This is a genomic window from Rickettsiales bacterium (assembly GCA_041396965.1).
Taxonomy (GTDB): domain Bacteria; phylum Pseudomonadota; class Alphaproteobacteria; order Rickettsiales; family SXRF01; genus SXRF01.
In genome coordinates, this window is record JAWKXN010000001.1 from 1,078,998 (window position 1) to 1,092,028 (window position 13,031).

A 13,031-nucleotide genomic window follows, 5' to 3' on the forward strand; every position below is an offset into this window, starting at 1 on the left:
CTTCTTCATTTATCAAAAAATCAAGGACGAACCTGCCCGTTACCATGTACCACATATTTATAAGTGGTAAGATGTTGCGCGCCAACAGGTCCCCTAGCGTGTAATTTACCGGTTGATATGCCAATCTCCGCGCCAAAACCGAATTCTCCGCCATCAGCGAATTGGGTGGAAGTATTATGCATTACTATTGAGCTATTTACCTCACGCATAAACTTTCTCGCGGCATTTTTATCGTCGCTTATGATGGCGTCCGTATGATGAGAGCCATATTTATTTACATGAGCTATAGCTTCGTCAATACCACCAACTATCCTTAACGATATAATAGGAGCAAGATATTCGGTATACCAATCATCGTCATTTGCTAGATTTATCCGAGAATCTATCTTGGCTGATTCCACGTCACCACGTACTTCACAACCGACCTTATCCAATACGTCAACTATGGCTGGAATTACCTCTTTTGCTATATCCCTATCAACCACCAATGATTCCGTAGCGCCACAAATACCAGCACGACGCATTTTAGCGTTAAGCACAACATCACACGCCATTTTTATATCAGCATTTTTATGAACATAGATATGGCAATTACCATCAAGGTGTAAAATAGTCGGAATCCGGCTTTCATCTCGTATCCGCTTGGTAAGTGATTTACCGCCACGAGGTATAATAACATCTATATACTCATTCATAACCAACATCTCACCAACCGCTGCCCGATCACGAGTAGGCACAAGTTGAATAGCGTCCTGCGATAACCCAGCTTCTCTTAGTCCCTCATGAATAAATCTGGCTATAGCTTGTGATGAGTATATACACTCAGAACCAGCTCGTAATATAGCGGTGTTACCAGATTTTATACATAAAGCGGCAGCATCCGCCGTAACGTTCGGGCGTGATTCATATATCATCCCGATAACTCCAATCGGTACACTTATCTTCTGCAATATAAGCCCGTTAGGTCTTTCCCATTCTTCTAAAACCCTATTTACCGGATCTGGAATAGTGCATATCGTCTCAAGCCCTGCCGCCATAGACTCAATCCGCCCCTCATCAAGACGTAAGCGGTCAATCATCGCGTCACTAAGCTGTTTCTTATCAGCGTAATCTAAGTCTTTCTTATTCTCATCTACTATATAATCAATATTGTCACGCAACATAATAGCGGCTTTAGCCAGCGCCATGTCCTTTTGTTCATTGGAAGCGTTGGCAAGCTGGTCGCTAGCAGTACGTGCCCTGCGCCCAATATCAAGCATCATTTCATGTATTTCGTTATTTAATTCAGTAGGTCTGGTTTGCATAACAATTACGATAATAATATATCAAGATTTAATTTTTATATATATTTTAATAGCTTAATCCGCAAATAATTGCAATATTTAATTGCTATATTAATTGTCATAAAATTGTAAATTGCAACAGAGGTATCAAAAGCTTAATATATTGAATATGCAAAATTTATTCACAGATACACCACGAAACAACATTACAGATTTTGCTGCCAACGATAGAACTGTTACGCGTGATGATCATACAAATTTTATCATTAACCTTCACTTAAATACCAGTAGTATTTACAAAAATATTAAAGATCCAACATCTATTGAATATGACTCAAGAGCTTTTAATATAGCTCTTAATGATGGTTCTATAAAAAGGAAATTAATATCAGAATTGCAAAACCACAACATTGATATTGTTGATGGAGATATCTATTATGGATATTTTTCTCTTACTGCTGACATAGGCAAAAATCAAATACTGCACATATCATTTCCAAAAAATTCTATAAAAAATCACCAAAGATTTAACGAGCCAGAAATATTACAACCACTCGCTACTTTATATAAAGACGATGAATTAAAAATAGAAATACTGCCAAAAGTAAGAACTGAAGGGGTTGTAAAAGTCAAATAATTCGGTGTCAGATTTTGTAATCTGTTTCATGTTATATTTTTTCCAATAAGATGAGAAGGAGTTTTTCCATTTGCGGCGGAGTGAGGTCTTGCGTAGTTGTAGTAAGTCATATACTCGAACACTTCATTTTTGAGCTGGTCTAGCGAGTCGAATACCATTTCACGCAGCAAATCTTCTTCTATTGTTTTCCAGAATCTCTCTATTTTTCCGTTAGTTTTGGTCTGTAAGGTTTAGTTCGGCGATGTTTTATTTTAAGTTCAAAAAGCAGACGCATAAAAAAGGATTTTTCTTAATAGTTGCTGGATCGTTACTACCACTGCCAAACTCTGAACCATTATCCGTTAGTATCTCAACAAAATCAAAACCAAACTCTTTCTTGAATAAATTAAGTAGCTTCATTGTAGAAAACATCACATTTAGCGATGTAACTTCAGGAATAACCTCACACCACGCTAGAGAAGTTTTATGGTCAATCAGCCCCACCAGATAATAACGTTTATTATCACCGGAAATCATGCCTTTGGGTAGGTAATGGCAATATATGCCCTAGCTCACCGGCTTTTTCTTTGATAATCTTGCGTTTTTCTTCCATCATTCTTGGCTGCAATCTGTTAAATCCATGTTTTTTGCTTATATTATAAATAGTGCTAGGACAAGGACGAGTTTCATGTTCAGAAATCTGTAAATCAGCATGTATCTCAAAACGATTCAAACCTTTTTGCCGTAAGCCTATAATCTGTTGTTCTATATGAGGTAAAATTCTCCTAGTTTTATATTTAGCACCGCGTTTTTGAGGCAATAATTCTAATTTAGAACCACTACTTTTGTAACGATTATAGTATTTTATGAAATTCTGACGGGTTAGATTATGAAATTTATAAAATTCACTGACAAAACAAAATCTTGTGTGTCGCTTTGCCTTAATTAATTCATATTCCGAACATAAAAACTCCATCCGCTTTATTGTGCTTGACTCAAGAACTCTGTCCTTGCCACTGCGTAATTCTTGTTTGCTCATGCGTTGCCTCATTTATAAAGTTTGACTCAATTAGTGACTTTACAAAATCTGACACCGAATTATTTGACTTTTACAGGGGTGACAGATAATCATATTAATTCTCTGGTTTCCTCACTTGCTAAAAAAGGTTTGCTTTTCTCCGATGCAAAAGATAAAAATATAGGTCTCATGTCTGTTGATAATAAGGAAATTCCAGTAGTTATAGGCTCTGGCGCTGTTGTAAAAGTGAATGGTAACAATATAGAAAGTTTTGGAGATAATAGTAAATTAGGGAAAAATTACTCTATAAGATTATTTAATATACGTATGGACAGTATTTATGAAAGACTATCCGGTTGTGATAAATCGTTAAATCTTGAAAGCAATAAAAAGATATTAGACTTCTTTATACAAAACCAAAATTATACCAGACATGAGTGGGGAGATCGTGAAAAGCCAGAAACATGGGCACAAAATAAATATGTAGAAAAGCTAGGGCTTAAAAAACAAGATGGCAATGAAAAATATTACCCCAAAGGCATAATTAACCATGCGACAATAAATCAGCTAAATAAAAACAAAGATCAAAAACCAGAAAAAACCAAAAAGTTTGTTGGAACAGTAACAGATCATAACCTGCGTGAGCAAGACGCGACACGGATCGCCGCCTCCACAATAAGAGAGATAATAAACGAAAAAGGTGGCAACACCGATGATTTCAGAAGTTTTCTAAAGGATAGAGAAAATAGTAAAAACGATATTACTCGCCGCTAACCTCTTCAGCTTCCTCATTATCAGCAGCCTCTGCCTCTGGTACTGATACCACTGAAACTACCTTTTCACCATCAGCGGTGCGCAGTATAGTAACACCTTGCGTGTTACGACCAGCAACCCGTATTCCATCAAGCGGGCAGCGTATCACAGTAGCATGATCTGTCATCAACATAATTTCTCCGCTTTGTCCAACCGGTTGGCTAGATACCACCTTACCGTTACGCTTGGAAGTCACGATATTTACCATACCCGAACCACCACGCCCTATAGTACGATACTCATAAGCAGAGGTACGTTTTCCATAACCATTTTCGGTGACGGTAAGTATAAATTCCTCCGCCGCCTCTAACTCAGCGAAACGCTCATCAGAGATGGTTATATCCGCCACAGATTCACCATCATTACTAGCATTATCTACGTTATCATCTGTATCAGAATCATCGCCACCTATCGCTTTGCGTTTTACGGCGGCCATTCTTAGGTACGCTTGTCTTTCCTCAGCGCTAGTCTCTATACCACCGATAATGCTCATAGAAACAACCTCATCGCCAGAAGTAAGCTTCATACCTCTTACACCGTCGGAAGTTCTGCTTTTGAACACCCGAACAGCATTTACCGGAAAACGAATGGCTTTTCCTGATTTTGACGCTAGGAATACATTATCATTTTCCGAGCAAACCCGAACAGCCACCAAGCTATCATCCTCATCCATGCGAATGGCGATTTTACCATTAGCGCGAATATCATGGAAATCAGATAAATCATTCCTACGCGCGTTACCTTTGGCGGTCGCGAAAAATATGTTCATTTCATCCCACTGGCTCTCATCCTCAGGAAGTGGCATAAAAGTGGTTATAGTCTCACCATCGGCAAGCGGGAAAAGATTGACCAGTGCCTTACCGCGTGTGTTAGCGGCTCCAAGCGGCAATTTATATACTTTAAGCTTATACACCTTACCAAGAGACGAGAAGAACAGTACTGGAGTATGGGTATTTACAACCAACAACTCAGTTGTAAGATCCTCATCACGTACACTCATCGCTGATTTACCCTTGCCACCACGCCGCTGCGCCCTGTACTCAGAAAGGGCAGTACGTTTTATATAACCACCAGAAGTTACGGTCACCACCATATCCTCTTTCTGAATTAAATCCTCAATATCAGCCTCAAACTCAGAAAACTCTATTTCAGTGCGACGAGGGGTGGCAAATTGCTCCTTAGCGGCAAGTAATTCTTGCCTTAAAATTCCATAAAGCTTTTCTCTATCGCTAAGAATAGAAAGATACTCGGTTATCTCAGCGGAAAGCTCTTGCATTTCGCCATCAATTTTTTCCCTCTCAAGACCAGTAAGACGTTGCAGGCGTAATTCTAAAATTCCTCGCGCTTGCGCTTCAGTAAATTTAATACGACCACCAATTACCTTATTTCCAGAATCATCAACCAGTTGCAACAACGGCAGAACATCTCCAGCGTCCCAATCACGGCGCATTAACTCCTCACGAGCGATATTAGGGTCAGCGGACGCTCTAATTACCGCTATCACCTCATCAATATTAGCGACAGCAATGGCAAGACCGATCAATAAATGCGCCCGATCACGCGCTTTACCAAGCAGGAAGTTGGTACGTCTGGTGATTACTTCCTCACGGAAATTAACAAAAGAAGTAATTATATCCTTTAGATTCATCACCGCCGGACGACCATTATCAAGCGCCAGCATATTAACACCAAAACTAGTTTGCAGCGGAGTATAGGTAAATAATTGACTAAGAACCACATCTGGAACAGCGTCTTTCTTTATCTCAACCACCACCCGTACACCTGATTTATCCGATTCATCGCGCAAATCAGAAATACCTTCTATCTTCTTATCATTTACCAGCTCAGCGATACGTTTTATCATATTCGCCTTATTTACCTGATACGGCACCTCAGTGATTATAATAGCGTAACGACCAGCGCGAATCTCCTCTATCTCAGTTTTTCCGCGCATAATCACCGAACCACGACCAGTGGAAAGCCCGCTACGCGCGCCACTCACGCCAAGAATAATACCACCAGTTGGAAAATCGGGGGCAGGGCAGGCTTCAAGCAACTCATCCATAGTCACTTCCTGATTATCCAGATAGAGCATACAAGCGTCCACCACCTCACCAAGATTATGCGGCGGAATATTGGTTGCCATACCAACCGCGATACCGCCAGCGCCATTTACCAAAATATTTGGATAGGAAGCTGGAAGCACTACGGGTTCTTTTTCAGATCCGTCGTAATTTTCCTGATAATCAACAGTGTTTTTATCAATGTCAGTAAGCAAACCATGCGCCGCTTTAGAAAGACGTGACTCGGTGTAACGCATAGCCGCTGGCGAGTCACCATCCATAGAGCCAAAATTACCCTGACCATCAACCAGCTCAAGGCGCATTGAGAAAGGTTGTGCCATCCGCACCAAAGCATCATAAATCGCGCTATCACCATGCGGGTGGTATTTACCCATCACATCACCAACGATACGGGCGGATTTTTTATATGGCTTGTTATGCTCACAGCCAAGTTCCAACATTCCATAAAGAATACGCCGATGCACCGGTTTAAGCCCATCACGAACATCAGGAATCGCCCGACTCACGATCACGCTCATAGCGTAATCAAGATAGGATTTCTTCATTTCCTCTTCAATGGAAATTGGAACTAAATCAGAGGTTTTTTGGCTGCTGCTATCGGTCATTTTCTTGCTTTTGCTAAAGGTTAAATATCACACATATTTTTCTAGCATATTTAAGCGATGAAGCAAGGAAATAAAAGAGCTATTCAAACAATGCCACCACTCTTTTTGCTAGCTAGCCACAACCACGTATAAGAAAGAATTTCGTATGATTAAAAAACCGCTCACCCCTTGCGGGGGAGTACGCGAAATCAAGTAAAAACGCAGATTGAGCGTATGGGGGTAGAATAGCTATGGCAATCGCATTTGGATACAATGTCACCCCGCACGTGGTTAGCGGGACCTGGTGGGTTGCAGAGCAATCCAGTGAAAAGCTCTGCTTTTCACAACCGGATGCCGTCATAAAGACGGCATGACAGTGTCGTGTTCAGTGCCTGATACCCAAATGTAATCGCCATGGGTAGAATAGTAGACAGCCATATACGCTCCCCACCAAAAATTGAATCATTACTCTACTCCCCCGCAAGGGGGGAGTAGAGTAATGGCTAGCTAATTATTCATTTCCCTTTGTCTTTATTTTTAGTAACAGGTATTACGTCAGCACTCAACAACAAAATATATAAAAAATATCTATAAAATATTATCTGTTTTCTTCATTAGATGAACTGTTAATGGATGATTTATGCCGGCTAACTCTGTAATTAGTCTTATAAAATCATCAAAGCGATACATATAATTCCCATTTTTGGGCAACGTAACAAGAATTTCATCATCTTTATTAAGCAAATAAACGAGAAAAATATCCTCTTTTACCTTAGCGATTTCTTCCCATCTAACTTTTACATAAAATTTCTTTAAGCTATTATGTTTAATACCATCTCTATATACAACAACAGGAGTCGCAACAATGATAGGCAATGCAATAAGCAAAGCAAGAAACATTAAAACAGTTATATCATTATAAAATATTACTGGATAATCAAAATAACCCTTCAATAAATTTATCAAAAATGAAAAGTCTTCTCTAAAATCTTCCTTATGTTTTAAGAACAAAAGAAAATACAGTACAAACAATCCAACCAAAGCAGAACTATATCCTGCAAAAAATCTGTAATAAAATTTATCAACCGGTTTTCCAAATTTTTTACCATCTAGTTTTCCCATGACAAACCTTATAAAGATTTTCTATAGTTAATTCAATAAATCAACTATAGAAAAATACTGTAATATAGACAAGAGTTTTCCCTTAATATTATGACAATGCAGACTTGTACGGGTAGCCATCTATCCAACTGATTCTACTCATAATATTCTGAAAAATAAGCCTCATTCAAAAGCTCTATGCGCTTGCTTATAATATCCCCAACTACATCTTTCATGGAGCTGTTTATATCAATAGCGATAGACCCACTACCAACAATCAGCTTAGTCTTAGGCAAACTGCCATCAACACTACCAGATAAAGAATAAGCTAAATTAACCGCTGTTCCAAGTATTTTCGCTATTTTTTTTTCTTTATTTCCAATAAGGCTTAAATAAACCGGTTCATCCTTCAGCCGAAAACGATAGCGATAATATAAGGCAAGGGCAAGGGTAACTCTTTCTGTATGAGTAATGCTAGTAAAAGAACCATAAATTATCCGTTGAAAAGCCCATTGCGCGCGATATTCAGGGTGAATATGCAGGGCAATATCCGAAAATAAACAAAAAGCTAGGCGAAGCCTTTTTTCTTTATCCGACTCATCTGGAAATAAGGGTTGTATCCACTCAAATAATTCCTGCGCGTAAGAAATACTACGACCATTACGTGAAGCGAAAGCTCGCCCTGAAAACAACAAATTATCGTCACTGCGCTGTGAAGCGGGTAATTTTTTATATAAATACCCCTCTCTGATACCACTTGCTGAAAAAACAATCTTTTTTGCTTTACTTAATTCTGTAAGACGAAGCAAAATCATCGCCGCGCCATGTAAAGACGCTATACGTTTTGTAGAACAACCAGAAAACTTACTCAAACGATTAAGTGGAGTATCTATTATCGCTTTTATAAAAGGAATAAAATCTTTTGTATTTACCTCATATTCATGAAGAATTTTCAGAGGATAATTATTTTCTTGCATATGTATTTTAGCAAGCGCCCGAAAACTTCCACCAATCAAATATATATTTTTTATCTTTTTATCACTTATCCAATTTTCGTGTCTCAGATTATCATCTACTATCTTTTTAAGCCGAGATACATCACCACCACTTTCATCTTGCATCCGTAAACTACCAAGTGGCAAGCTTATATGTTTTTCTGATACATCACCGGTAACACCTACCAATTCTAGGCTACCACCACCAAGATCAGCGATTACACCTTCCGGTTTATGTATAGAAGAACATACAGCGAAAGCCCCAAGCTTAGCTTCCTCCTTACCAGATATAATATCAACCTTTACGTTATACTCGCTCTCAAGCCAGCTTACAAACTCTGCCCCATCACTAGCATCACGAACAGCGGCGGTCGCTACTATGTATAAAGTAACTATTCGCATATTCCTACCAAGTGTTATAAATCGGTGCAAGGAATCCTTAGCCATATCCACACCTTCAGGATTCAATTTTCCGGTTATAGAAAGACCTTTACCAAGAGCGCATAACACTTTCTCGTTATATATTGGTATAGGGGAACGCTTTTGCTCATCATAAACCACAATCCGAATGGAATTAGAGCCAATATCAATTATCCCAACCCGCTTATCCTTAGCTGCTTTGTTCATTATTAATTATTCTTCGCTTTAGCCGTTTTATTTAATTTGGCTGTTTTAAGCGAAGTTCCTCGTCCTGACAAGCTCGGATTATTAAGAAAATAATTATGGGCGGTAAAACTATCTTTTTTATTAGACACACGCTTATAACTGCCATCAGATTGCAAAATCCAGCTTTGACCTTCATCCTTTATATTAGCCATCATTATCTGACCAAGTATCTGCTCATGAACCGTCGGATTTTCTATCGGAACCATCACCTCAACCCGCTTATCAAAATTTCTTGGCATCCAATCCGCTGAACCAATAAAAACTTTAGTTTCAGGGGAAGACATCTCATGACCATCAGCGAAACAATATATACGTGAATGCTCTAAAAAACGCCCGACAATACTTTTTACTGTTATATTTTCAGAAAGCCCCTTAACTTTTGGACGCAAGCAGCATATACCGCGTACTATCAACTCAATTTTAACACCTGCCTGAGAAGCTTGGTAAAGAGCGTCTATTACCTTTTTGTCAACCAAAGAGTTCATCTTTGCCCAAATTGCTCCGCTCTTACCTTTTTTTACATTTTCTATTTCCTTATCAATCATAGAAATTATCTGATCACGCATATAGCTAGGAGCGATGATAAGTTTCTTAAATTCTCTTGGTGGAGCGTTACCAGTCACAAAATTAAATAAATAAGCCGCGTCATGACATAATTCTTTATCAGAAGTAAAAAATGATAAGTCAGTGTATGATTTAGCCGTAGTTGGATGATAATTACCAGTTCCAAAATGAGCGTAAGAAACTAAACAATCATTCTCCCTACGAGTAACAAGAGTAATTTTAGCATGCGTTTTAAGCGTTACAAATCCATAAACAACCTGCACTCCAGCATTTTCTAAATCTCTTGCCCATCTTATATTAGTTTCCTCGTCAAAACGAGCTTTTAACTCAACAAGAGCGGTTACCGACTTGCCAGCCTCAGCGGCGGCTATAAGCGCATGCGCGATAGGGGAGTCCTTGCTAGTACGATATAATGTCTGTTTAATGGAAACAACATTCGGATCCTCTACCGCTTGTTTTAAGAATTGGATAACAACATTAAACGTCTCAAACGGATGGTGGATAACTATATCCTTAGTGGCTATCGCCTTCATACAGTCGCCATGAAAATCATCTATTCTTTCTGGGAATCTAGCGTCAAAAGATGGGAAACGTAAATCCGAAGGGCTATAAGCAAGAAGTTCCCGTAAATTAGTAAGCCCTAACATTCCGTTTACCTCTATAACGTCCTCAAGGCGAACATGCATTTGCTCGGAAACAAAATTCACTAAATTTTTACTGGCCGGAGCGGCAAATTTGATCTGAATAACTCTTCCACGTCTGCGCTGTTTTATCGCTATCTCAAAATTCCTTACAAAATCTTGATCGTCATCATCGTCAACTTCTAGCTCACTATCTCTTATTATCCGAAACAAAGCGCTATCAACCACTGAGTGATTAGGCATAAGTATCGGTAAGAAATGTTCTATTACATCCTCTATCATGAGACAACGTATATTATCACCTGGCACTGAAACGAAACGAGGCAAACGAGCGGGTAGGGGAATTATAGTCATCCTCTCGCCAGAATCCTCATCGTCAGATTTTTTCTTCTTGGCTTTGCTGCCATCTATTAACTCAAAAACCAGAGCCAGATTAAGGTTTGGTAGAAAAGGAAAGGGATGTGCCGGATCTATGGCTATAGGAGTAAGCAACATAAATATATTCTCAAGAAAATATCGCTCTAACCAAACCAAATCATCTTTTGATAAATCATTAATCTTTACAATAGATATATTATTCTCTTTAAGTTCACCCCGCAGATTTACCCAACATTTATGCTGTCTTTCAATCATTACCTCAACCGCGTTATTAACAGCCTCTAACTCCTGCTGTGGTGTCATGCCGTCTTGGCTATGCTTGGTAACACCTTTTCTTATATAGTCTTTAAGACCGGCGACCCTTATCATATAAAATTCATCTAAGTTAGAAGCGGATATAGCAAGAAAATTAATCCGCTCCATTATTGGATTATTGGCATTTTCCGCTTCCTCTAGAACTCTAGTATTAAATTCCAGCCACGACATTTCCCGATTAATAAAACGGTTATCCGATTCCATAATATTTTTCATACAGTTAATTAGCTGATTTATATGTATTTATAACAAATATTGTTGTATAATCACTATACGATAAAAAATAAACATTTTACAGTTCTATATAATAAAATTAAGTTAATAATACCGTACATATAAAAATAAGATAAGACATGGAAGACAGAAAAAGACTTATAATTCTAAGGCACGGCCAAGCAGTAAACGCTGGTTTCAACGAGCATGACCATTCTCGTGAACTAACAAGCAGAGGTATAAAAGAAGCAACAGAGATGGGAGAATTACTCGCTAGCGGTGATTTCATTCCAGATAAGGTAATATGCTCAACCGCGCAGCGTACTCGTATGACGTTTGACAATATAGAAAAAGCCTTATCAGAACCTCTAAACGTTGATTATCTACCACAAATTTATAACGCTTCTGAACATGAGATTTTCAATCAGATAGTGACGATAACGGATGATATTAAAACATTAATGTTGATAGGGCATAATCCAGCATTATACCAAATATCTCTTACCCTTGCTAAAGATGGTGATAAAACAATGCACGACAATCTACATACAGGTTTTCCCACTTGTTCGCTGGCGATAATAGAATTTAATGGCAAATGGCAAGATATAATGTTATCTCGTAGTAAGATTCTATTATTCTCCACACCAAAATAATTTCCTACTACGGTTAATTAAGAAAAATAACTTAACTAGGAAACAGCCTAATTATTTCCATCATCAGGTAAATTAAAATTGTATTTTGCTTCCTTTCTTAATTTACCATCTTCTTTGAATTCTAATTTTTTATATTCTATCTCTTTTGGTAAATATTTTTCCTCTATCGCAAGTGATTTGTAATCAACCTGGGTAACTTTAGGAGCGGAAGATTGTTCTGATCCACTTGCGCTAGGGCTATGAGCATGGTCTTTTTTATCCATATATTGTTTTAATGCTTTCCTACCGTCAGCTACATTCCTAAACTGCCATATCTCATTTATCGCTCCTTCCATAATCAGAGAATACAACGCGGTCTCTATAGCCTGCCTTACTCCAAGTTGAGTAGGCTCGTTCATAGCAAATCCCGCTTCAGATTGGAATAAATCGCTTACAGCGAAATACCGTAAAAAATTAGCGTCAGCGGCAACCGAATATATAGTTTTAGAGCTATTTACCGAAAGCAGAACTTTCCCACTTTGGATACTTATCGCCCGTAAATATACGGTTACTAAATCACGACGATACTGAACAGAACCTCCAATACCAAGATATACCGCGCCGATACCACCTGAAATAATGTTAGAATCATAGGATACAATTCCACCTTCTATCATCATACCACCATAAATAAGGGGAGGTAATTTAGGTAATCTTTTTCCTCCAGCGCTCCGATATTTATTGCGCGTTAATTCTATAATCTGACGCTCTTGTAGAAGGTTTTTTAGACTCCCACGCTCCGCTACGGTAAACCATTTATTTTTCCCTGCGTTTAGCAAGGCGTTGACCAATATTGAATAGCCACCTTTGGTAACAGCGCTAGAATAATCCGTATACCGTCCATTATCTCTAAACTGACCGGTCTGATCAACAAAGTCATATACCACAACTGGAACAGGACTTACCGGTAGTGGAAGATTCGCTAGCACATCACCAGCTCGTGTTCGCGCGTTAATTTCTGAATCAGTAACAAAGCTATTCTCATACATATCTCTTTGTGTACAAGCACTTAACGCACACACCGATAATATTATAAAAATATATTTTCTTATAAGCATTTATACCCAC

Annotated in this window: 11 protein-coding genes and 1 pseudogene; 3 read left to right on the forward strand and 9 right to left on the reverse strand. The window is 38.5% G+C overall.

Annotated features, from left to right (window positions below; all coding sequences use genetic code 11):
* Positions 1 to 20: 20 nt before the first annotated feature.
* Positions 21 to 1,304: a glutamate-5-semialdehyde dehydrogenase gene (locus R3D71_05510; protein MEZ5691103.1), complete on the reverse strand. Its 1,284-nt coding sequence runs from the start codon at positions 1,302 to 1,304 to the stop codon at positions 21 to 23.
* A 148-nt stretch (positions 1,305 to 1,452) separates the two neighbouring features.
* Here R3D71_05510 and R3D71_05515 point away from each other — a divergent pair, with 148 nt between their 5' ends.
* Positions 1,453 to 1,920, forward strand: coding sequence for a hypothetical protein (locus tag R3D71_05515; GenBank protein MEZ5691104.1), 468 nt, complete (start codon positions 1,453 to 1,455; stop codon positions 1,918 to 1,920).
* Between the two features lie 26 nt (positions 1,921 to 1,946).
* Here the strand turns inward: R3D71_05515 and R3D71_05520 are convergent.
* The 3 genes and pseudogenes from R3D71_05520 to R3D71_05530 form a co-directional block, all read right to left on the reverse strand.
* A pseudogene (locus R3D71_05520) lies at positions 1,947 to 2,126 on the reverse strand (integrase core domain-containing protein).
* A 40-nt stretch (positions 2,127 to 2,166) separates the two neighbouring features.
* A complete protein-coding gene (locus R3D71_05525; GenBank protein ID MEZ5691105.1) occupies positions 2,167 to 2,436 on the reverse strand; it encodes a hypothetical protein in 270 nt (89 codons plus the stop codon).
* Positions 2,423 to 2,938 carry a hypothetical protein gene (locus R3D71_05530; protein MEZ5691106.1) on the reverse strand — a complete coding sequence of 172 codons (516 nt, stop codon included), beginning with the start codon at positions 2,936 to 2,938 and terminating at the stop codon, positions 2,423 to 2,425. Before R3D71_05530 ends, R3D71_05525 begins: the two co-directional genes overlap by 14 nt.
* Before the next feature lie 78 nt (positions 2,939 to 3,016).
* On the opposite strand from R3D71_05530, the gene R3D71_05535 reads away from it, so the two are divergent.
* The gene (locus R3D71_05535; GenBank protein ID MEZ5691107.1) at positions 3,017 to 3,691 is read left to right on the forward strand and encodes a hypothetical protein; all 675 of its coding nucleotides are present in this window, start codon (positions 3,017 to 3,019) and stop codon (positions 3,689 to 3,691) included.
* Here R3D71_05535 and gyrA read toward each other — a convergent pair.
* From gyrA to R3D71_05555, 4 genes are all read right to left on the reverse strand, one after another.
* A complete protein-coding gene (gene gyrA, locus R3D71_05540) occupies positions 3,678 to 6,419 on the reverse strand; it encodes a DNA gyrase subunit A (GenBank protein MEZ5691108.1) in 2,742 nt (913 codons plus the stop codon). The two genes, R3D71_05535 and gyrA, sit on opposite strands and share 14 nt — an antisense overlap.
* A 567-nt stretch (positions 6,420 to 6,986) precedes the next feature.
* Entirely contained in the window at positions 6,987 to 7,520 is a 534-nt protein-coding gene (locus R3D71_05545) for a hypothetical protein (GenBank protein ID MEZ5691109.1), read from the reverse strand.
* 134 nt (positions 7,521 to 7,654) lie between these two features.
* Positions 7,655 to 9,121: a Ppx/GppA family phosphatase gene (locus R3D71_05550; protein ID MEZ5691110.1), complete on the reverse strand. Its 1,467-nt coding sequence runs from the start codon at positions 9,119 to 9,121 to the stop codon at positions 7,655 to 7,657.
* Positions 9,122 to 9,123: 2 nt separating this feature from the next.
* Entirely contained in the window at positions 9,124 to 11,274 is a 2,151-nt protein-coding gene (locus R3D71_05555; GenBank protein ID MEZ5691111.1) for an RNA degradosome polyphosphate kinase, read from the reverse strand.
* A 137-nt stretch (positions 11,275 to 11,411) separates the two neighbouring features.
* Between R3D71_05555 and R3D71_05560 the strand changes: the two genes are divergently transcribed.
* The gene (locus R3D71_05560) at positions 11,412 to 11,924 is read left to right on the forward strand and encodes a histidine phosphatase family protein (protein ID MEZ5691112.1); all 513 of its coding nucleotides are present in this window, start codon (positions 11,412 to 11,414) and stop codon (positions 11,922 to 11,924) included.
* Positions 11,925 to 11,971: 47 nt separating this feature from the next.
* Here the strand turns inward: R3D71_05560 and R3D71_05565 are convergent, their stop codons facing one another.
* On the reverse strand, positions 11,972 to 13,021 hold the full coding sequence (locus tag R3D71_05565; GenBank protein MEZ5691113.1) for a CsgG/HfaB family protein: 1,050 nt from the start codon (positions 13,019 to 13,021) through the stop codon (positions 11,972 to 11,974).
* Positions 13,022 to 13,031: the final 10 nt, after the last annotated feature.

What these genes read in the sequence shown, in the direction of transcription:
- R3D71_05510 (MEZ5691103.1), bottom strand. Translation starts at nt 1,304, where the DNA reads ATGCAAACCAGACCTACTGAATTAAATAACGAAATACATGAAATGATG.
- R3D71_05515 (MEZ5691104.1), top strand. Translation starts at nt 1,453, where the DNA reads ATGCAAAATTTATTCACAGATACACCACGAAACAACATTACAGATTTT.
- R3D71_05525 (MEZ5691105.1), bottom strand. Translation starts at nt 2,436, where the DNA reads ATGATTTCCGGTGATAATAAACGTTATTATCTGGTGGGGCTGATTGAC.
- R3D71_05530 (MEZ5691106.1), bottom strand. Translation starts at nt 2,938, where the DNA reads ATGAGCAAACAAGAATTACGCAGTGGCAAGGACAGAGTTCTTGAGTCA.
- gyrA (MEZ5691108.1), bottom strand. Translation starts at nt 6,419, where the DNA reads ATGACCGATAGCAGCAGCCAAAAAACCTCTGATTTAGTTCCAATTTCC.
- R3D71_05545 (MEZ5691109.1), bottom strand. Translation starts at nt 7,520, where the DNA reads ATGGGAAAACTAGATGGTAAAAAATTTGGAAAACCGGTTGATAAATTT.
- R3D71_05550 (MEZ5691110.1), bottom strand. Translation starts at nt 9,121, where the DNA reads ATGAACAAAGCAGCTAAGGATAAGCGGGTTGGGATAATTGATATTGGC.
- R3D71_05555 (MEZ5691111.1), bottom strand. Translation starts at nt 11,274, where the DNA reads ATGAAAAATATTATGGAATCGGATAACCGTTTTATTAATCGGGAAATG.
- R3D71_05560 (MEZ5691112.1), top strand. Translation starts at nt 11,412, where the DNA reads ATGGAAGACAGAAAAAGACTTATAATTCTAAGGCACGGCCAAGCAGTA.
- R3D71_05565 (MEZ5691113.1), bottom strand. Translation starts at nt 13,021, where the DNA reads ATGCTTATAAGAAAATATATTTTTATAATATTATCGGTGTGTGCGTTA.